The following is a 19363-nucleotide window of genomic DNA, read 5'->3' as shown; positions in this document are numbered from 1 at the left end:
GTACCAATTCGGGAGAAAAGCACGGTGAACAGCCGCCCGGATCGGATTCACCACCCCTGGTGCATCACACAGCGCGAGCTGCATTCCTATGATGGGCGCACGACACCGCGGGCCGCTGCGACCAGGCAGTCCGATCGGGTGCAGAGGCGGCGCAATGGTGGTGGAGGGGTCGATGACTCAGGGGGCCGGTCAGGGACCCGAGGTGCGCACGGCGACGCTGCGCGACTTCCGCGTTCCCGCGTACGTCCATGACGTACCGGCGAACGTCCAGGAGCCCGGCCACGACCCCGCTCCACCCGCCCCGGCCGTGCCCCCGCGGACGGAGCCGGATCTCGCGTACCAGGAGCCGTCGCTCTCGCAGCCCTCCTACGCGGAGCCGACGCCTCAGGACCCCGCGTTCGACCAGCCCGACGGGTACACGCCCACCCAGCGCGACCTGCCGGTCATCAACCGCGGTGACACGGTCCAGGTGCAGATCGACACCGAGCCCGCGCCCCGTCCCGCCGACGGCCTAGGCCCGCTGTATGTCGTCGGCGACGTGCACGGCTACCTCGACGAACTGATCGCGGCCCTGCACGAGCAAGGCCTCATCGACGCCGAGGGCAGCTGGTCGGCGGGCACCGCCCGGCTCTGGTTCCTCGGTGACTTCACCGACCGCGGGCCCGACGGCATCGGCGTCATCGACCTCGTGATGCGACTGTCCGCGGAGGCCGCGGCCGCCGGCGGCTACTGCAAGGCCCTCATGGGCAACCACGAGCTGCTCCTGCTCGGCGCCAAACGCTTCGGCGACACTCCGGTCAACTCGGGCGCGGGTACCGCCACTTTCCAGGCGGCCTGGTTGCTCAACGGCGGTCAGAAGGCGGACATGGACCGTCTCCAGGACGTCCATCTGCAGTGGATGTCCCGGCTCGACGCCATCGAGCTGGAGGACGACCACCTCCTGATGCACTCCGACACGACCGCGTACCTCGACTACGGCGACTCGATCGAGGCGGTCAACGACACGGTCCGCGAGACCCTCACCCGTAACGACGCGGACGAGTGCTGGGACCTCTTCCGCAAGTTCACCAAGCGCTTCGCGTTCCGCGACGAATCCGGACCCGGAGCCGTGCGCGAGCTCCTCGACGCGTACGGCGGCGCGCGCGTCGTCCACGGCCACAGCCCCATCCCGTATCTCCTCGGCGAGGTCGGCACCGAGGACGCGGCGGACGGATCCGAGGACAGCCGCCCGCAGATCGAGGGCCCGCATGTGTACGCGGGCGGTCTCGCGATCGCGATGGACGGCGGAGTGACCATGGCCGGAAAGCTGCTGGTCCAGCAACTCCCCATGGATAGCTAGGCGTTCCCCGGGCAGGCGCACCGAACGGGGCCTCGGTCCGGCCACCGGGCCGAATTCGGGAAACCCCCTGTCACCGCGTGCCGTCACCGCTCTACCATCGGCTTATCCGTAGCAGGCTCCCCTCCGTTTCTGCCCGACGGCTCGTAACCATGCGAGCCCCCAAGCCCTACGGAGCATCGGGGGATGCACATGAACAGCGCTCCGCACCTGCTGAACGAGGACCGCCCCGAGTTCGAGCGGATCCTCGATGAAGCGCTGCGTACCGCACCGGACCGCCCTGATCTCGCCGCAGTGGGCCAGCGGCTCAACCCCGAACAACTACGCACCATGGCGCTCAACGCCACCGCGCTGATCACGGCCGCCGCAGCGACCGAGTACCAGAACTACGTGAAGGTCCGCGCCGACCTGCGCGCCTCGCCCCGGCCCGTGCGTCCGCTGCGTGAAGAAGGAAGCGCGGCGGAGTCCGGCGGCGGAGCGATCGGCCTGGCCGCCACGGTGGGCGAGGTGGCGGAGACCACCGGCGCCGGCGTCATAGCCGTCGTCGCGGTGCTCGCCCCCGTGCTCGCCGGGACGGCTGCCGCGATCTTCCTGCTCGTCGGCTACATCCTGAAGATGCTCGATCCGGAACCGGCGTTCGCCCAGACCTTGTTGACGGCCGGCTGGGTGTTCGGCGCGCTCACGGCCGCGGGCATTCTTGTCGCCGGCGTGGGCCTGCTGCTCACCGCTCTGCGCAACGGCGCGACGTCCTTGCCAGCCGGCGCGCACAGCGAGTCGAACGAGGAGCTGGACCGGGCAAGGGAAGCGTGGTGCCTGGTGCTCCTGGAGCGCGGCATCCTGCCGTTTCTCCGGGAGGCCCTCGCGGAACCACCACCGGCCCCCGCCAACCGCGGGGGCGTTCCCGGAACCGCGGGCCGCATGCCGCATCTCGGGTACAACAGGCCCGGGTTCAGCAGCCCGGGCGCCGACAGCGGCTCCCCTGCGGCCCCGCGTCCGACCTACTCGAGCCCGGACTTCACGAGCCCGGACTTCGGAGGCCCGGACCACCAGCCGGACTAGGGTCTTTCGTCCGGATCGGGCGAGCCCAGCCCGATCCGGACGAGAGGCCCCAGGGCCTGCCGTAGCTCGGACCCGGGACACTCTGTCCACCGGCCGCGAAGGGCGACCGGTGGACAGCGCGCGGCGCCTGCGGGCGGCGCGGGCGAGGTCAGTCCGCGATCGGCAGATAGACCCGGTTGCCCGCGGCGGCGAACTCCCTGGACTTCTCCGCCATGCCCTCCTCGATCTCGCTCTTCGTCCCGCCGTGCTGGCGGCGGATGTCCTGCGAGATCTTCATCGAGCAGAACTTCGGCCCGCACATCGAGCAGAAGTGGGCCGTCTTCGCGGGTTCGGCCGGGAGCGTCTCGTCATGGAACTCCCTTGCCGTGTCCGGGTCGAGGGCGAGGTTGAACTGGTCCTCCCAGCGGAACTCGAAGCGCGCGTCGGAGAGGGCGTCGTCCCACTCCTGGGCACCCGGGTGCCCCTTGGCGAGGTCCGCCGCGTGGGCCGCGATCTTGTAGGTGATGACGCCGGTCTTCACGTCGTCACGGTTGGGCAGGCCCAGGTGCTCCTTGGGCGTGACGTAGCAGAGCATCGCCGTCCCCCACCACGCGATCATCGCGGCTCCGATGCCGGAGGTGATGTGGTCGTACGCAGGGGCGATGTCGGTCGTCAGCGGGCCGAGTGTGTAGAAAGGCGCCTCCTCGCACACCTCCTGCTGAAGGTCGATGTTCTCCTTGATCTTGTGCATCGGGACGTGCCCGGGGCCCTCGATCATCGTCTGCACGTTGAAGCTCTTCGCGATCGTGTTGAGCTCCCCGAGCGTCTTCAGCTCGGCGAACTGTGCCTCGTCGTTGGCATCCGCGATCGAACCCGGCCGCAGGCCGTCGCCCAGCGAATAGGTGACGTCGTACGCCGCGAGGATCTCGCAGAGCTCCGCGAAGTTCTCGTAGAGGAAGCTCTCCTTGTGGTGCGCCAGGCACCAGGCGGCCATGATCGAACCGCCGCGCGAGACGATGCCCGTCTTGCGATTGGCGGTGAGCGGGACGTACGGCAGCCGCACGCCCGCGTGGACCGTCATGTAGTCCACGCCCTGCTCGGCCTGCTCGATGACCGTGTCCTTGTAGATCTCCCAGGTCAGTTCCTCGGCGCGGCCGTCGACCTTCTCCAGCGCCTGGTAGAGCGGGACCGTGCCGATCGGGACGGGGGAGTTGCGCAGGACCCATTCGCGCGTGGTGTGGATGTTGCGACCGGTGGAGAGGTCCATGACGGTGTCGGCGCCCCAGCGGGTCGCCCATGTCATCTTCTCCACCTCTTCCTCGATGGACGAGGTGACCGCGGAGTTGCCGATGTTGGCGTTGACCTTCACCAGGAACCGCTTGCCGATGATCATCGGCTCGATCTCCGGGTGGTTGACGTTGGCCGGCAGGACCGCGCGGCCCGCGGCGATCTCCTCGCGGACGACCTCCGGCTCCACGTTCTCCCGGATGGCCACGTACTCCATCTCGGGCGTGACCTCCCCGCGCCTGGCGTACGCGAGTTGGGTCACCGCCTGGCCGTCACGCCCGCGGCGAGGCTGGCGGGGGCGGCCGGGGAAGACCGCGTCGAGGTTGCGCAGACCGCCGCGCGGCGAGGTGTGCTTGATGCCGTCGTCCTCGGGGCGGACCGGGCGGCCCGCATACTCCTCGGTGTCGCCACGGCTGATGATCCAGTTCTCCCTCAGCGGCGCGAGGCCCCTGCGGACATCGGTGTCGACACTCGGATCGGTGTACGGCCCGGACGTGTCGTAGAGCGTGACCGCCGTGCCGTTGGTGAGGTGCACCTGGCGGACCGGCACCTGGAGGTCAGGGCGTGAGCCCGTGACGTACCCCTTGTGCCAGCCGATGGACTTCCCGGCCTCGCCCGTCTCTGCGGACAGGTTGGAGGCAGGCGTGCGTGCGTCCGATGTGGTCATGAGACCTACTCCCTACGCCGGCATTACCCGGTAACAGGTTCGGCGGTCGACGCAGCGGCTTCCGTCGGGCGATGTTTCATGTGAAACATCGCCGAAGCGGAGGTCAGCGCCCTCTCAGCCCGGTGCTCCGAGCTCCCGCGTGTGCAAAGGTGCCCCCACGCTAGCGCCATTTCTGGCGCGCTGAACAGAGGGCCCCTGCCGTTCTTGCGATGATCGGGCGGTGACCAGCACGCAGCAGTCTCCGTCCTCACCGCCGCATCCGCCGCACGCCCAGGGGGGCGGAGGGCACGGCCACTCCCACAGTCACGGCCCTGCCGCGCCCGTTTCCCAGCATCTGCGCAAGGTCATCGCCGCCGTGCTCATCCCGTTCTCCGTGGCGGTCGTCGTCGGCCTGGTGGTGCTCTGGCCCGGCGGCGCCCCCTCCCATGCCCGTACGGGCGTCGGCTTCGACCGGCAGACCCAACAGGGCACCGTCATACGGGTCGACAAGGTCGACTGCCGGTCCGTAAACGCCTCCGGCGACACCCCCACCGGCGATACGTCGACCGCCGAGGGTCGGTCCGCCGAGCAGCAGGCGAAGGGCACGTGCGAGAAGGCGACAGTCCGTGTCGACGGCGGCAAGGACACCGGGCATACGTTCACGGAGATCGTGCAGCCGGACTCGCCGCGGCAGTTGCACGAGAACCAGAAGGTGATCGTGGCCTACGCGCCCGACGCACCCAAAGAACTTCAGTACTCCGTCACCGATGTGAACCGCAGGCTCCCGATGACGCTCCTCGCCGGGATCTTCGCGCTGGCCGTGGTCGTCGTGGGACGACTGCGGGGGGTCATGGCACTCGTCGCGCTGGCCGTCAGCTTCCTGGTGTTGACCTTCTTCATCCTGCCCGCGATCCTCCAGGGCTCAAATCCACTGGTGGTGGCGGTGGTCGGGGCGAGCGCCATCATGCTGATCGCTCTCTACATGTGTCACGGTCCGACGGCCCGAACGTCGGTCGCGGTGCTCGGCACGCTGGTCTCTCTGCTCCTGATCGGCCTGCTCGGTTCGCTGTTCATCGGCTGGGCCGCGCTGACCGGCAACACCGACGACAACACAGGCCTGATCCACGGTCTCTACCCGTCCATCGACATGAGCGGTCTGCTGCTCGCCGGCGTCATCATCGGTTCGCTCGGCGTGCTCGACGATGTGACGGTCACACAGACGTCGGCGGTGTGGGAGCTGCATCAGGCCGACCCGACGATGGGCCGGCGCGGCCTGTACCGCGCGGGCATCCGGATCGGCCGCGACCACATCGCGTCCGTGGTCAACACACTGGTCCTGGCGTACGCGGGCGCGGCGCTGCCGCTGTTGCTGCTCTTCTCGATCGCGCAGAGCGGTGTGGGCACCGTGGCCAACAGTGAACTGGTGGCCGAGGAGATCGTCCGGACTCTGGTGGGCTCGATCGGGCTGGTCGCCTCGGTGCCGGTGACGACCGCGCTCGCGGCTCTGGTGGTCTCCGCCGACCGACCCGGATCCTCGTCCGCTGCCACGGCCGGTCCGGCACGCGGAGGAAGGGGCCGGCGTCGGAAGCGCTGAACCCCTGCGAGGGCAGCCCCGGGGCGCCGGTCTGCTGAAGCGTTACATCAGTTGATCGTGCCGGACTTCTGGAGCCCGTCAGCCCGCGCTCTGCTCCTCGGCGAGGATCCGGTCGAGTGCCTCGTCGAGATGCGTCTCGAAGTCGGCGAGCGCCCGCTCCTGGCCGAGCGGGACCAGCTTGTCGGTGCGGTCGAGGAACGCGACGAGGGGGGCGACGCCCGCCTTGAACAGTGCCTGGTCCCCGCCCACTTGGAGCCGGATGTGCACCTCGCCCGGCATGTCGCCGGGGCTGCCGGCCAGTTCCACCGGCTCGATGCGCACATCGCCGTCGCCACAGGGGCCGGCCACGCCGTCCACCAGGAGCTCTCTGCCGAACGCCCACGTCACCGGGGCGTCTCCGGGGAGGTGGAAGGTCAGCCGCACGGCGTAGGGATCAGCGGCGGCGTACCGCAGCTCCACCGGGATGCGGAACGAGAGTTCCTCGGAGACGAGGAAGCTCATCATGACCTCTGCTTGTACTGCCTGTACCGACTCGCGCATCGCCTACCCCGTCAATTTGCCGTCGATCGGCCGGGAACAGCCTTCCCGACGCTCTTCGCATCTTGCTTAACGTACATGCGGGATCACAAGGAGTGAGTTTTCAGATGCTGATAGAGAAGGCGAGTGTCCCCACGAGTTTCCCGACTTCGTTCTGCAGCTGACGGGCCGCGGGCAGCAGACGACCGGCCTGATGGGACGGGAGGGAGACCGCCATCGTCGCCGCGGTGGAGCCCACGGTGATGGGAAACGCGGCGCAGACTGTGCCCAACGCGTACTCCTGACGCTCCACGACCGGCTGCATCCGCCCCTGTCCGTTCAGCCGTCGCAGCAGCGCGCGGTCGTCACGCACCGTGTACGGGGTGATCGAATGGGCGGGATAGCGGTCGAGGTGATCGCGTCGGCTCTCGTCGTCGAGCTGGGCGAGGAGGCACTGGCCGATCGCGTGGGCGTGCCCCGTCTCACGGAAGTCGGCCCATTCGGCGACCGCGGGATTCCCGGGCGTGTCGGCGACGGCCACAACTTCGATCTCGCCCTCGCGGTAAACCGAGAAGTACACCGGGACGCCGATGGCGTCGCGCCAGTGCTGCAGGGCTTCGGTGATCATGCCGCGACGATTCTGCTGCGCTCCGCTGCTGCTCAGCCTCTCGGCCGCCGCCCCCAGGACGAACAGACCGGTCTCCTTGCGGAGATAGCCCTCGTGGGCGAGCGTGCGCAGCAGGTGGTACGCCGTGGGAAGCGCGAGGCCGGCCTCCCGGGCCAGCTGCTTGGCCGGCGCTCCCTCTTCGTGCGACGCGACGGCCTCGAGAAGGCGCATCGCGCGCTGGACGGAACCGATGAGGGTCGGAGGGGCGCCGGCCGGGCCCTCGGGGTGGGCCTCGGCCCGGGCGTCGTCGTAGGTGTGCGTGCGACATCCGTGTGGTGGGGCCACCGCATGTGGAGACTTGGCGTCGGCAGACATGGTGTCGGCGGACAGCGGGGCGGCGGAAAGCGGTTCAGCCGTGGCCAAGGTTCACTCCCGAAGCGCGTGGGGTCCCCCCGCTTCTCGGGAATCACGGGGGTGCGGCCGTCGAGTTCCGGACTCTAGCCCTGGCCACCACTTCGAGAGGGCCGCGCGGGGAAACTTCCCCCGCGCGAGCGAACCGATGCCTCGGGCTACCAGTCGCTGCGCGAGGACGAGCCCGTGATGAACTTCCGCACGACGTAGATGAGTCCACCGACCAAGGCCACGAAGAGCAGCACCTTGAAAAGCAGACCGATCACGAAGCCCACGACGCTGGCTATCAACCCGCCGAAGACGACCAGGGCGATGACCGGCACCGCGACCCACTTAACCCACCACGGCATGCCCGCGAAGATCTCTCGCACTGCCATCGCCCTTACCTCTCTCCCGAGCCGTACCGCTTCGATACGGCTTCTGCATTCGATGCTGGCACGCCGAGGCGCTCCGTGGGGACTACGGACCCCTTGTCGTCCCCTGAGCGACCCCCTAGGGAACCCCGAGATCCGCCGTCAGCTCTCGGGCGGAGAGAACACCACCAGAACCCGCAGGTCCTCGCTGATGTGATGGAACTTGTGGGCGACCCCCGCCGGCACGTACACGACACTGCCACGCGCCACCTGGGTCGTCTCCATGCCGACGGTGATCGAGCCGCGGCCGCTGACGACGAGATAGACCTCGTCCTGCTGATGAGGCTGCTGCGGGTCCTGGTCCCCCGCGTCGAGGGCGTAGAGCCCGGCCGACATGTTCCGCTCACGCAGGAATTGCAGATACGCGCCGTCGTTCGCGGCACGTTCCGCTTCCAGTTCGTCCAGCCGGAATGCCTTCATCCCTCTTGTCCGCCCCTTGCCCGTGAGTGGCCTCGCAGGCCCACTCTCATGATCCGGTCTCGTCTGCCACGATCAGACACATGAAGAATTTCGTAGTCAAGACGATCGCCAACGCCGGGGCTCTTGCCGTCGCGGTGTGGCTGCTCGACAAAATCACGCTGACGGGTGACAGCACCGGCAAGAAGGTCGGCACGCTGATCATCGTGGCGCTGATCTTCGGCCTGGTGAACTTCCTGGTCAAGCCCATAGTGAAGGTCCTCACCTTCCCGCTCTTCATCCTGACCCTGGGCCTGATCACGCTCGTGGTCAACGCGCTGATGCTGCTGCTGACCTCGTGGCTGGCCGAGCAGTTCGACCTGAGCTTCCACGTCGAAGGGTTCTGGACCGCCGTCCTCGGTGGCCTGATCATCTCGGTTGTCTCCTGGGCGCTGAACGTCGTCCTGCCCGACGACAAGGACTGAGCCCGGACCATGCCCTTCCGCGTGTGCTTCATCTGCACCGGCAACATCTGCCGCTCACCCATGGCCGAGTCGGTCTTCCGCTCACGCCTCCACGAGGCCGGTCTCGACGGCCTCGTGGAGGTGGACAGCGCGGGCACCGACGGCTGGCACGAGGGGGACGGTGCCGACCACCGCACCGTCTCCGTGCTGTCGGCCGGCGGCTACGAAAGCCGCCACAGGGCCCGGCAGTTCAGCACCTCTTGGTTCTCCCGGCTCGATCTGGTGATCGCCTTGGACGCCGGGCATCTGCGCACCCTGCGTCGCCTGGCACCGACCCCGGAGGACTCCGAGAAAGTCCGCCTGCTGCGCTCGTACGACCCTTCGGCAGGGACAGACCTGGACGTACCGGACCCTTACTACGGCGCCATCGATGACTTCGAGGAGTGCCTGAGAATGGTGGAGGCAGCGAGCGACGGTCTGCTCGACGCGGTACGCGCAGCACTGGAAGGACGGGCGGCATGACGCAATCGGCGCAGATCGGGGACGGCACGAGGGCAGTGAGGGCAGGTCTGCCCGAGGCCTTGAAGAACGAACCGACGCTGCCAGGGCCTGTCTTCGCCGCACACTTCCACCTGCCGGGTGATGTCTCGGGGCCCTACACATACGGCCGCGACGACAACCCGACGTGGACCCACCTGGAGCGGGCCATCGGCGAGCTCGAGGCGCCCGGCCAGGAGGACGTCGACACCCTTGTCTTCGCCTCCGGGATGGCTGCCATCTCGGCCGTGCTGTTCTCGCAGCTCAAGGCCGGCGACGTGGTCGTTCTGCCGAGCGACGGCTACCAGGTGTTCCCGCTCGTCCGCGAGCAGCTCACGGCATTCGGCATCGAGGTCCGCACCGCCCCCACCGGCGGCGACGCCCAGCTCGATGTCCTGGACGGCGCGAAGCTCCTGTGGATCGAGACGCCGTCGAACCCCGGCCTCGACGTGTGCGACGTGCGGCGGCTGGCCGAGGCGGCACACGCGCGTGGCGCCCTGGTAGCGGTCGACAACACGCTCGCCACGCCGCTCGGCCAGCGCCCCCTGGAGCTCGGCGCCGACTTCTCCGTGGCCAGCGGCACCAAGCAGCTCACCGGCCACGGCGACATCCTGCTCGGCTACGTGACCTGCCGCGACGCCGAGCTGACCGCCTCGGTGCGGGGCTGGCGCAAGATCGTCGGTGCGATCCCCGGCCCGATGGAGGCCTGGCTCGCCCATCGCTCGCTCGCCACGCTCCAGTTGAGGGCGGAGCGGCAGAACGCCAACGCGCTCGCACTCGCGCTCGCCCTGCGCGACCGCGACGACATCGAGGGCCTGCGCTACCCGGGGCTTCCCGACGACCCCTCGCACAAGATCGCCGCGCAGCAGATGCGGCGCTTCGGGTGCGTGGTGTCCTTCGTGCTGCCCACGCGCGAGCGTGCCGAGCGGTTCATGGAGGCCCTGACACTCGTGGACGACGCGACGAGCTTCGGCGGCGTGCGGTCCACCGCCGAGCGCCGTCGCCGGTGGGGCGGGGACGACGTCTCGGAGGGCTTCATCCGCTTCTCCGCCGGCGCCGAGGACCCGGACGACCTGGTGGCCGATGTGCTGCGCGCGCTCGACGAGGCGGCCGCCTAGGGCCCCGCGCGGGCCACTTCGCGCCTGCCGTGACCTCGGCCCAGTAACCGACTACGCGCAGCGGACGGCCCGAGCCTCCCCCCTCGTGGCTCGGACCGCCCCCGGTTCCTGCGCGCCAAGAACCGCGCGCATAAGGCTAGTTGACTCTGTGTCAGTGTCCAATCACCGTAGCGACAGAGACCTATCGACAAATTTATAGTTGGGTGCCGACCCGGGGGCCGAGAACGGAGGACACCGCCATGGATCTCGCCCTGCTGCGTACGTTCGTGACCGTGCACCGGGCGGGCTCTTTCACGCGGGCCGCCGCGCTGCTCGGCCTTTCGCAGCCCGCGGTGACATCCCAGATCCGCACCCTGGAGCGGCAGTTGGGCCGCCCCCTGTTCCTCCGCCAGGCGCGTGGCGTGACCCCCACCTCCATCGGTGACGAACTCGCCCACAAGGCCGCACCGCACCTCGACGCACTCGTGGAGATCACCGAGACCGGCATCGACGAAGAGTCGCCGGTGCGCACGCTGCACCTCGCGGGACCTCCGGAGTTCACCGCCGAGCGCGCGCTGCCCGCCCTCACCGCACTCACCCGTGACGACGGCCAGAGCTTCGCCCTGCGCGCCTCCTTCGGCAACGCCGAGGAAGTCCTGGAGGGTCTTGGCGCCGGACATCATGATCTGGCCATCACGACGGCTCGCCCGCGCGGCGCCCTGCTCACCGCGACTCCGCTCTGCGACGAGGAGCACGTGCTCCTGGCCTCACCCCGGTGGGCCGCCCGCATAGGGCCCGGCACCCTGCGCCGCAACGGCGCGGCCGCACTGGAGGACCTGCCGCTGGTCGAGGCGCACGAGTCGTTGCCGTTCGTCGCCCGCTACTGGGCCGCTGTCTTCGACTCACGCCCGGCCACCTCGGGCACCGTCATCGTGCCGGATCTGCGCGCGGTACTCGCCTGCACCATCGCCGGTGCCGGACTGTCGGTGCTCCCGCGCTACCTCTGCGCGCCGGCTCTCGAGCGTGGCGAGGTCGTAGCCCTGCTTGACCCCCCGGTACCCCCGCTGCGGACGTACTTCCTCGTCGTGCGTACGGGCACGCTGGCCATGCCGCACATCGCGAGGTCGCACGAGTGGCTGCTGCGCGCCGCCGTCGATTGGTGCTGATCAGTTCGTGGTGGCCAGTTCGTCGAGATCAGTTCGTGGTGATCAGTCGATGACGATCAATCCCTGGTGATCAATCCCTGGTGATCAATCCTTGGTGATCAATCCTTGGTGATCAACTAGCGCTGACTCGATGGACGCTGCCCTGAGGCCAGGTCGGTACGGAATGTTTCACGTGGAACCTGTGGGGCCACATTTCTCCCATGACCGTCCGACCCGTGGTCAAGCGCACCGCACGCGCCGTGCTGCTCGACGGCAACGACCTGATCCTGATCAAGCGGACCAAGCCCGGCATGGATCCGTACTGGCTGACCCCCGGCGGCGGGGTCGAACCCGAGGACGAGACCGTCGTCGACGCCCTGCACCGCGAGGTGCACGAGGAGCTCGGCGCCAAGATCCTCGATGTGGTGCCCTGCTTCGTGGACACTGTCGAGCACATCGGCGAGGACGGCGGCGCCACCGGAGTGAAGGTCCAGCACTTCTTCGTCTGTCGCCTCGAGTCCATGGACCTCAGCCAGCGGCACGGCCCCGAGATCGAGGAGCCGTGCGGCGAGTACGAGATCGTGCGGGTGCCGTTCACCCGCGTCGGTATCGCATCGGTCCATCTCGTCCCGCTGTCCCTGCGGCACTATCTCGACGGCAACATCGAGGGTGTACGGGCGATGCACGCGCCTGACCTGGGCTGACAGGGCGAGGCCGGCCTGGTTCAGGCCCGGCCTCAGTTTCCGGTCGCGACGAGGTCCTCCACGGAATCGTGGCGGATCCGATCCACCGGGATCCCGATGTCCCGCAGGGCGTCCACCCCGTTGCGGATCATGCCGGGCGGACCCGACAGGTAGGCGTCGTACTCGTTCCAGGGACCGTACTCGCGCACCGCGTCGGGCAGTTGCAGATGGGCCTGCTGATCGACGATCGGGCGGACCGCCAGCCAGGGGTGGGTCTGCTGGAGCCGCAGCATCGTGTCGATGTCGTACAGGTCGTGGTCGGTGCGAGCCCCGTAGAACACCTCGACCGGGCGCCGCTGGCCGTGCTCCGCTACGTCCTCGACGAGGGCCTTGATGGGCGCGATGCCGGTGCCTCCGCCGAGACAGAGCAGCCCGCTGTCGGAGCTGTGGTCCACCGTCATCGAACCGGAGGGCGGGCCGAGGCGGATCACGTCGCCCGGGCGGGCGCGGTGCACGAGCGCATTGGATACCCACCCAGCCGGGACGGCCTTCACGTGGAACGAGAGCAGCCCGTCGGAGCGTGGCGCCGAGGCGAAGGAGTAGTGCCGCCAGATCCGCGGCCACCACGGCGTCTCCACGCTCGTGTACTGCCCGGCGAGGAACGGGTAGGGCTGGTCGGGCCGGACCGTGACCACAGCGATGTCCGAGGTCCTCAGATCGTGCGAGACCACCTCGCCGTACCACCACGCGGGCGCGCGCAGCTCGTCGGCCGCCGCCGCGTCGATCATGACCTGGGAGATCGTCGTGTACGTGCGCACCCAGGCCGCCTCCGTCTCCTGGTCCCACGTAGTCGTCGCGTACCGGGTCAGCGCGCCGATCAGGCACTCGCCGACCGCGGGGTAGTGCTCCGGCTGCGTGCCGTACTTACGGTGCCCGCGGCCCAGGTTCTTCAGGTACGGGACGAGGACACTCTTGTTGTCGGCGTGCTCGGCCGCCGTGAGCAACGCCTTGAGGAGCCGGTCGCGCTGGGTGTCCATCGAGGCGGGGAACAGGGGCCGTAGTTCGGGGTGGCGCACGAAGAGCAGCGCGTAGAAATACGAGGTGACCTTGTCGGCGTCGGGACCGACTTCCTCCAGCGTGCGGCGGATGAGCCGCGCGTCGGGGGAGGCCTCGGGCGCGGGAGCGGGGCGGGGCGTGGTCTCTGCCCTGGGCGCAGTCGGCGCCTGTGCCGGGGTCGCGGAGTGCGACGGGCGCGCGGGGCTCTGCGCCTGGCCGTGCTGGGCTGCGTGGGGGCGCGCGGTCGCGTGCGGGCCGGGCTGTTGCGCAGGCGTGCCTGCGGCTGACGCGTACTGAGGGGCTGGGGCGGCCTCCGTGACCGGGGCGGCGCTCTGCGCAGGCACCGTCTCCTCGCGGGCGTCCGATATTTGCTCGGGCCTGCCCACGGGCCGTATCGGCGTGACCTTGCGCCCCTCTGACGGCGTCTCCTGGTCCCTGCTCACGCCGGCGGGCGGCGCCTTGCGCGGCGTGAACCAACCGCCCCCGTCGCCGGAACCGGAGTCGGCCGACGTAGTGGTCGGAGCGTCCATGCTGTGCCTCGCCTCGAACATCTTTCGGTCGGTCTGCGTACTTCCGCGATCGGAAGTCGCTCTTTCCCCGTTCTGCCGCGACAGAATGCGGCGGCCCAAGTGAACCCGCATTCCGGTCCGCTACGGACAAGTAAGGGAGGAATGTGACATTGCCCGCAGTTCCTCCCCGCAGCGTGCCACCCGGCGTGCCCCCGCAAGCCGCATAGCGGAAATAACAGGTCTTCGATCTCTCCGTCCCGTTAGGCTGTCTTGGCCTGCGTGCATGGCCCGGGATGCGCTGCGCACGCCCGCCGTGAACCGGAGTCGACCCTACCGGCACCTGTCAAACACACAAGTCCCCCTTGCCCAGCAAGGAATTCGACAGGTGATATGCCGCTGCAATCCCCAATTAGCGGGCGTGCCGCACCAATTCGTACGCGTCCCACAGATCCCGGCCGGCATACGAGTGGGTCGCCAGAGCCGTGACGTGCTGATTCGCATTGATCGCGACCGATACCGGCACGGCGCCGAACAGCTCCACATCGGAGTACGAGTCGCCATAGGCAAGGCAGTCGGCTCGGGACACACCGAACTGTTCGCAGAGCCGGTCCGCGATCTTCACCTTCGCCGCGGCGCTGAGAACGCCCGCGGGGTCGACGGGCTCGGTGAAGGGCACCGCGGGAAAGCGTGAACCGTACGCCGCATGGGCGCCCCACCCTGTCAGCCGCTCCACGAAGAACGACGGCGAGAGCGAGACCACCGCGCAGTACTCGCCGCGCACCCTTATCTCCGCCCAGGTCTCCCGGATCCCCGTCAGCCAGGGCGCACCCTCGAACGCGGCCGTCACGTGCTCGGGTGTGAGGCCCTCCCACAGGGCGTGCACCCGCCGCGCGTACTCCGGCGGACCGATGCGCCGAGCTTCGATCTCACGGTCCAGGGCCACGGTCTCGGCCTCAAGACCCAGTTGACGGGAGATTTCCACGGGCGCCGACGTGCCGTGCAGCAGCGTTCCGTCCAAATCGAAGAGATGCAGTCTCGCCATGTACGCCGAGGCTAGTACCCGGGGTTACTCCCTCTGTCGGACGCCCTCGCAGGGCCACTCCCGGCACGGTGTTTCACGTGAAACTACGCCGACCCGCCCGCCGGGCCATCCTCGTCGCCCATGTGACGTCCTCCGCTTGCTGGCTGGGGCTCACGCTCGGCCTGCTCGCGCTCGCCTTCACGGCGATCACCACGGGTTCCGACTCGATGGTCGAGGCCGCCTGCCGCGCGATGAAGGTCTTCACGGACTGGCTGGTGATCCCGCTCGCTCTGCTCACCCTCCTGAGCGGCCTGCTGCTGTCACTGGGCACCCCGTGGGGCCTCGCCCGGCACCGCTGGGTCTACGCCAAGTTCTGGCTCACACTCGCCACCACCGCCGCTTCGGTCTTCGCGCTGCGTCCCGGCGTCAACACCGCGGTCGCGACGGTGGCAACAGGTGCTCCGCTGCCCCGTCCGAGCGATCTGGTGGCCGGCCCCCTCGTCTCCCTCACCGCCTATCTCTTCATGACGGTGATCTCGGTGCTCAAGCCATGGGGACTGACGCGACGTGGCCGAAAGCAGCGGCTTGCTACCCGCAAAGTGGTGGACGTGGACCGGCTGAGTCGGACAGCCTGACCTGCGTGTCGACACCTCCCCTCTCCGCTCTGCCCATCCGCCGGCTGACCCCGCGTGACCTCACGGCGTGCGCCGACCTCTCCGAGGATCGCGGCTGGCCCCGCGAGGAACACAAGTGGGGCCTGCTCCTCGCGGCCGGCGCCGGCTACGGCATCGACGACCCCGACGGGGGCCTGGTGAGCGCCTGCGTGGTGACCGACTACGGCCCACCGAACCGGCCCACGCTGAGCGCCATCGGCATGGTTCTCGTCGCCGAACGCCACGCCCGCCGCGGCATCGGCCGCCGTCTCATGCAGCACGTGGTCGAGCAGGCGGACACCACCCCGCTCACCCTGCACGCGACCCCGTACGGCCGCCCGCTCTACGAGGGGCTGGGCTTCAAGGTCACCGGGCGCGCGGAGATGGTGCGGGGACGCTTCACTCCCGGCGGACCGACACCGTCCGTGGCCACGCGCGCCGCAACTGCAGAGGATCTGTCGGCCATCCTTCGCCTGGACGCGGAGGTCTTCGGGCCGGACCGCACCCACGTCCTGACCCGCTTGCCGGCCTTTGGCGACCAGTTCCGCGTGGCCGAGGACGGAGGCGAACTCATCGGCTTCGCAGCCGCCTGGCCCAACATGGACACCCACGTCATCGGCCCGCTGATCGCCCGCGACACCGAGACGGCGAAGGCGCTCGTCACCTCCCTCGCCGCCGGTACGGATCGCCCCCTGCGCACGGACATCGACGTACGCCACGAGGAACTGCTGGCGTGGATCAAGGAACGAGGAGTGGAGTCCCAGGCCTTCAACGACGTGATGACCTACGGAGCCCCCGACCTCCCCGGCGACTGGACGCGCCGTTTCGCGCCCCTGACGGTCGCCGCGGGTTGACCGGGACCGGGCCGCGAAACCCGGAGCGCGCGAAGAAGTCCGCCCCCGGACCCCGTGGATTCACGGTGTCCGGGGGCGGACTTTTGCGTGGGAGGGCGCGTCAGCGGGTCACGCTCACGCCTGGTGGAACATCAGACGAGTTCTGCCACGGCCGCCGCGGCGAACCCGTGGTCCTGCTCAGGTGCACCGCCACCGACACCGATGGCACCGATGAGGCGGCCGTCGCGGTGGACGGGGATGCCACCCGCGATGAAGAGCAACGGACGGTCCAGGGCGGTGGGCAGGCTGTGGAAGGGGCCGTCGGGCTTGACCAGGTCGACGAGGTCCGCGGTCGGGGCGTTCAGCTGGAGGGCGGTGTATGCCTTGCGGGTACTGGTCTCACCGGAGATCAGGACGGCCCGGTCGTCGCGCCGGAAGGCGAGCAGGTGTCCGCCGGCGTCGAGGACGGTGACGCTGACGGTCACCCCGGCGGACTCGGCCGCACGACCGGCGGCGGCCACGAGGACCTCCGCGTCCTGGATGGTCAGCGGCGTGACGGCGGTGGTGGTGCTCATGAGGGGTCTCTCCTTGCGGGGTGTGCGGTGAATCAAATGCAGGGACGACGCCGGCCCTGCGGGATGAGGTGAAGTGCTGCGGGACGCTCAGCTGTGCGCGGGTTCCGCGGTGCGGGTTCCTTCGGGCGCCGCACTTGCGACGACCGGGTTCGAGACCTTGGACCGGTGCTCCAGGCCCGCGGACACGACGGCCAGGACGAGCGCGGCGGCTGCGAGCACGGCTCCGACCCAGTTGGGGGCCGTGTAACCGAGGCCGGCCGCGATGACGATGCCGCCGAGCCAGGCCGAGAGAGCATTGCCGAGGTTGAAGGCGCCGATGTTGACCGCGGAGGCCAGCGTGGGGGCGCCGTGAGCGTGGTCGAGGACCCGCTTTTGCAGCGGCGGCACCGTGGCGAAACCGAGGGCGCCGATCAGCGCGATGGAGATCGCCGCCAAGACCTTGTTGTGGGCGGTCAGCGTGAACAGAGCCAGGACGACGGCCAGCCCGCTCAGGGCGACGTACAGCATCGGCATCAGCTTGCGGTCGGCGAACTTGCCGCCGATCAGGTTGCCCGCGACCATGCCGAGGCCGAACAGGACGAGAAGCCAGGTCACCGACGTGTCGGCGTAGCCGGCGACGTTCGTCATCATCGGTGCGATGTAGGTGATGGCGGCGAAGACTCCGCCGAAGCCGAGCACCGTCATGGCCATCGCCAGCAGGACCTGCACGTTCTTGAAGGCCGCGAGTTCGTGCCGCAGATGGACGCCTTCGGCCTTGGGCATGTCCGGGACGAGCTTGGCGATGCCGAGCAGTCCGACGACTCCGAGCGCCGCGACGACCACGAAGGTGACCCGCCAGCCGATGCTCTGGCCGATGAGTGTGCCCAGGGGTACGCCGACGACGTTGGCGACGGTCAGGCCGGTGAACATCATGGCGATGGCTCCGGCCTTCTTCTCGGGAGCGACCAGCTCGGCCGCGACGACCGCGCCGATTCCGAAGAAAGCACCGTGGGCGAGTGAGGCGACCACACGGCCGATCACCATGACGAGGAAGACGGGTGCCACCGCGGAGAGCACGTTGCCCACGATGAACAGACCCATCAGGAGCAGCAGCATCCGCTTGCGTGAGATGCGGGTGCCCAGAATCGTCATGAGGGGGGCGCCGAACATGACGCCGAGGGCGTAGCCGGTGACCAGGAATCCGGCCGTGGGGATGGAGACGCCGAAGTCGCCCGCGACCTCGGGGAGCAGCCCCATGATCACGAATTCCGTGGTTCCGATCCCGAAGGCCCCGATCGCGAGAGCCAGAAGCGCGAGAGGCATAGGGTTCACCTTCCCAGACTGTTGCAGATGCGCTTTGCGTGCGTTCACAATACTTGCAGACGCGCACTACTTGCAAACGCTGACAATTTCACGAGTGGACTATCCTGGGTTCAGCCGCTTCGGGACGGAGGAACTAGAGCCATGACCGCCACAGACCCCGCACTCACCGCCCTGGCCCAGGGCTGGTGCGCTCTCTCCCTGCTCCACGGGAGGATCGAGACCCACATCGAGCGCGCTCTGCAGGCCAAGCACGACCTGAGCGTGCGGGAGTACTCGCTGCTCGATGTGCTCAGCCGCCAGCACGACGGCGAAGGCGGTCACCTGCAGATGAAGCAGGTCGCGGACGCCGTCGTCCTCAGCCAGAGCGCCACCACGCGCCTGGTGACGCGCCTTGAAGACCGCGGTCTCCTCGCCCGCTACCTCTGCCCCACCGACCGGCGCGGCATCTACACGGACGTGAGCGAGGCGGGTCTGGCTCTGCTCTCCGATGCGCGGCCCACCAATGACACCGCCCTGCGTGAGGCACTCGACGAAGCGGCGAAGAACCCCGAACTCGCCCCGCTCGTCCGCGCGGTGGAAGCCGTGCGCGTCCCGGCCTGAGGCATCACCTCGGCTGCACCGTCGACTCACAACCCAGTCCGGCCTCGGCGACGCCATGGCCGCATAGGCTGCGGCCATGGGAGATCTTGAGATACGGCCTGCCGTGGTCGCCGACGTTCCGGCCATCGTGGCGATGCTGGCGGACGATCCTCTGGGCGCCGGCCGCGAATCACCGGACGACCTCACGCCATATCTGGAGGCGCACGCGCGCATCGCCGGGGACCCCCACCAGCACCTGGTCGTCGCCGTGCGCGAGGGGCGCACGGTCGGCACCCTTCAGCTCACCGTCATCCCTGGACTGTCACGGAAGGGTTCCACGCGCTCGATCATCGAGGGCGTACGCATCCACGCGGACGAGCGTGGCAGCGGGCTCGGCACGCTGCTCATCGAGTGGGCCGTGGACGAATCCCGCCGTCAGAAATGCCAGTTGGTGCAGCTGACGTCCGACGCCACCCGTACCGACGCCCACCGCTTCTACGAGCGACTGGGTTTCGAGGCCTCACATGTGGGCTTCAAGCTCCAGCTCTGACAACGCCGAGGGGCCGGGTGGTCGTCTGTTTCACGTGAAAAATTAGGTCCCCCCGGCCCGTGTACCGGAAGGACGGGGTGGGGGCCGGGCCGGGGGGGATAGAGTTGCCGGGATC

At 69.0% G+C, this 19363-nt stretch carries 21 protein-coding genes and 1 riboswitch; of the genes, 12 read left to right on the top strand and 9 right to left on the bottom strand.

The features are described from left to right. The first annotated feature begins 157 nt into the window (after window positions 1-157). Both ACFC96_RS16670 and ACFC96_RS16665 read left to right on the top strand, forming a co-directional pair. Window positions 158-1339, top strand: a complete 1182-nt coding sequence (locus ACFC96_RS16670) for a metallophosphoesterase family protein (protein WP_376255978.1) — start codon at window positions 158-160, stop codon at window positions 1337-1339. A gap of 183 nt (window positions 1340-1522) precedes the next feature. Beyond that, window positions 1523-2395: a hypothetical protein gene (locus ACFC96_RS16665; protein WP_376255292.1), complete on the top strand. Its 873-nt coding sequence runs from the start codon at window positions 1523-1525 to the stop codon at window positions 2393-2395. A 148-nt stretch (window positions 2396-2543) separates the two neighbouring features. On the opposite strand, the gene thiC is transcribed toward ACFC96_RS16665, so the two are convergent. After that, window positions 2544-4328 carry a phosphomethylpyrimidine synthase ThiC gene (gene thiC, locus ACFC96_RS16660; protein WP_376255294.1) on the bottom strand — a complete coding sequence of 595 codons (1785 nt, stop codon included), beginning with the start codon at window positions 4326-4328 and terminating at the stop codon, window positions 2544-2546. Beyond that, a riboswitch (TPP riboswitch) is annotated at window positions 4321-4477 on the bottom strand. Its footprint overlaps the gene before it by 8 nt. Before the next feature lie 71 nt (window positions 4478-4548). Here thiC and ACFC96_RS16655 point away from each other — a divergent pair. Continuing rightward, window positions 4549-5901, top strand: coding sequence for a YibE/F family protein (locus ACFC96_RS16655; protein ID WP_376612841.1), 1353 nt, complete (start codon window positions 4549-4551; stop codon window positions 5899-5901). 78 nt (window positions 5902-5979) lie between these two features. Here the strand turns inward: ACFC96_RS16655 and ACFC96_RS16650 are convergent, their stop codons facing one another. The 4 genes from ACFC96_RS16650 to ACFC96_RS16635 all read right to left on the bottom strand — a co-directional run bounded on the left by ACFC96_RS16650 (window position 5980) and on the right by ACFC96_RS16635 (window position 8268). Then, complete coding sequence (locus tag ACFC96_RS16650; protein ID WP_116512115.1) at window positions 5980-6441, bottom strand: SsgA family sporulation/cell division regulator; 462 nt, start codon at window positions 6439-6441, stop codon at window positions 5980-5982. Between the two features lie 100 nt (window positions 6442-6541). Continuing rightward, entirely contained in the window at window positions 6542-7255 is a 714-nt protein-coding gene (locus ACFC96_RS16645; RefSeq protein WP_376613016.1) for an IclR family transcriptional regulator, read from the bottom strand. 338 nt (window positions 7256-7593) lie between these two features. Then, window positions 7594-7806, bottom strand: coding sequence for a DUF5326 family protein (locus ACFC96_RS16640; RefSeq protein ID WP_266676481.1), 213 nt, complete (start codon window positions 7804-7806; stop codon window positions 7594-7596). A 144-nt stretch (window positions 7807-7950) separates the two neighbouring features. Further along, window positions 7951-8268 carry a cupin domain-containing protein gene (locus tag ACFC96_RS16635; protein ID WP_376255297.1) on the bottom strand — a complete coding sequence of 106 codons (318 nt, stop codon included), beginning with the start codon at window positions 8266-8268 and terminating at the stop codon, window positions 7951-7953. Between the two features lie 80 nt (window positions 8269-8348). Here ACFC96_RS16635 and ACFC96_RS16630 point away from each other — a divergent pair, with 80 nt between their 5' ends. The 5 genes from ACFC96_RS16630 (at window position 8349) to ACFC96_RS16610 (ending at window position 12191) form a co-directional block, all read left to right on the top strand. Then, window positions 8349-8729, top strand: coding sequence for a phage holin family protein (locus tag ACFC96_RS16630; RefSeq protein ID WP_376255299.1), 381 nt, complete (start codon window positions 8349-8351; stop codon window positions 8727-8729). Window positions 8730-8738: 9 nt separating this feature from the next. Next, window positions 8739-9230 carry a low molecular weight protein-tyrosine-phosphatase gene (locus ACFC96_RS16625; protein ID WP_376612839.1) on the top strand — a complete coding sequence of 164 codons (492 nt, stop codon included), beginning with the start codon at window positions 8739-8741 and terminating at the stop codon, window positions 9228-9230. Next, a complete protein-coding gene (locus tag ACFC96_RS16620) occupies window positions 9227-10363 on the top strand; it encodes a cystathionine gamma-lyase (RefSeq protein WP_376255303.1) in 1137 nt (378 codons plus the stop codon). Before ACFC96_RS16625 ends, ACFC96_RS16620 begins: the two co-directional genes overlap by 4 nt. Window positions 10364-10602: 239 nt before the next feature. Continuing rightward, window positions 10603-11508, top strand: a complete 906-nt coding sequence (locus ACFC96_RS16615) for a LysR family transcriptional regulator (RefSeq protein WP_227296002.1) — start codon at window positions 10603-10605, stop codon at window positions 11506-11508. A 200-nt stretch (window positions 11509-11708) separates the two neighbouring features. Continuing rightward, the gene (locus ACFC96_RS16610; protein ID WP_116512109.1) at window positions 11709-12191 is read left to right on the top strand and encodes an NUDIX domain-containing protein; all 483 of its coding nucleotides are present in this window, start codon (window positions 11709-11711) and stop codon (window positions 12189-12191) included. A gap of 32 nt (window positions 12192-12223) precedes the next feature. On the opposite strand, the gene ACFC96_RS16605 is transcribed toward ACFC96_RS16610, so the two are convergent. Together ACFC96_RS16605 and ACFC96_RS16600 are read right to left on the bottom strand one after the other, a co-directional pair. Continuing rightward, window positions 12224-13756: a globin domain-containing protein gene (locus ACFC96_RS16605; protein ID WP_376255305.1), complete on the bottom strand. Its 1533-nt coding sequence runs from the start codon at window positions 13754-13756 to the stop codon at window positions 12224-12226. 388 nt (window positions 13757-14144) lie between these two features. Continuing rightward, window positions 14145-14777, bottom strand: coding sequence for an HAD family hydrolase (locus ACFC96_RS16600; RefSeq protein ID WP_376612837.1), 633 nt, complete (start codon window positions 14775-14777; stop codon window positions 14145-14147). A gap of 77 nt (window positions 14778-14854) precedes the next feature. On the opposite strand from ACFC96_RS16600, the gene ACFC96_RS16595 reads away from it, so the two are divergent. Next, entirely contained in the window at window positions 14855-15391 is a 537-nt protein-coding gene (locus ACFC96_RS16595; protein ID WP_376612835.1) for a DUF2269 family protein, read from the top strand. A gap of 5 nt (window positions 15392-15396) precedes the next feature. Beyond that, entirely contained in the window at window positions 15397-16263 is an 867-nt protein-coding gene (locus ACFC96_RS16590) for a GNAT family N-acetyltransferase (RefSeq protein ID WP_376255311.1), read from the top strand. A 131-nt stretch (window positions 16264-16394) separates the two neighbouring features. Here the strand turns inward: ACFC96_RS16590 and ACFC96_RS16585 are convergent, their stop codons facing one another. Both ACFC96_RS16585 and ACFC96_RS16580 read right to left on the bottom strand, forming a co-directional pair. Then, window positions 16395-16817 (bottom strand): heme-binding protein, encoded by a 423-nt coding sequence (locus tag ACFC96_RS16585; RefSeq protein ID WP_376255313.1) that lies wholly within the window; start codon window positions 16815-16817, stop codon window positions 16395-16397. An 87-nt stretch (window positions 16818-16904) separates the two neighbouring features. Then, on the bottom strand, window positions 16905-18119 hold the full coding sequence (locus ACFC96_RS16580; protein WP_376255315.1) for an MFS transporter: 1215 nt from the start codon (window positions 18117-18119) through the stop codon (window positions 16905-16907). Between the two features lie 141 nt (window positions 18120-18260). Between ACFC96_RS16580 and ACFC96_RS16575 the strand changes: the two genes are divergently transcribed. Next, window positions 18261-18719, top strand: coding sequence for a MarR family winged helix-turn-helix transcriptional regulator (locus tag ACFC96_RS16575; RefSeq protein WP_376255317.1), 459 nt, complete (start codon window positions 18261-18263; stop codon window positions 18717-18719). 76 nt (window positions 18720-18795) lie between these two features. Beyond that, window positions 18796-19248: a GNAT family N-acetyltransferase gene (locus ACFC96_RS16570; protein ID WP_376612833.1), complete on the top strand. Its 453-nt coding sequence runs from the start codon at window positions 18796-18798 to the stop codon at window positions 19246-19248. The last annotated feature ends 115 nt before the right edge of the window (window positions 19249-19363 follow it).

The organism is Streptomyces sp. NPDC055955, from assembly GCF_042270245.1.
GTDB lineage: Bacteria > Actinomycetota > Actinomycetes > Streptomycetales > Streptomycetaceae > Streptomyces.
The sequence above is the reverse complement of the archived record's forward strand: the minus strand, read 5'-3'. Positions and strand labels throughout refer to the sequence as shown.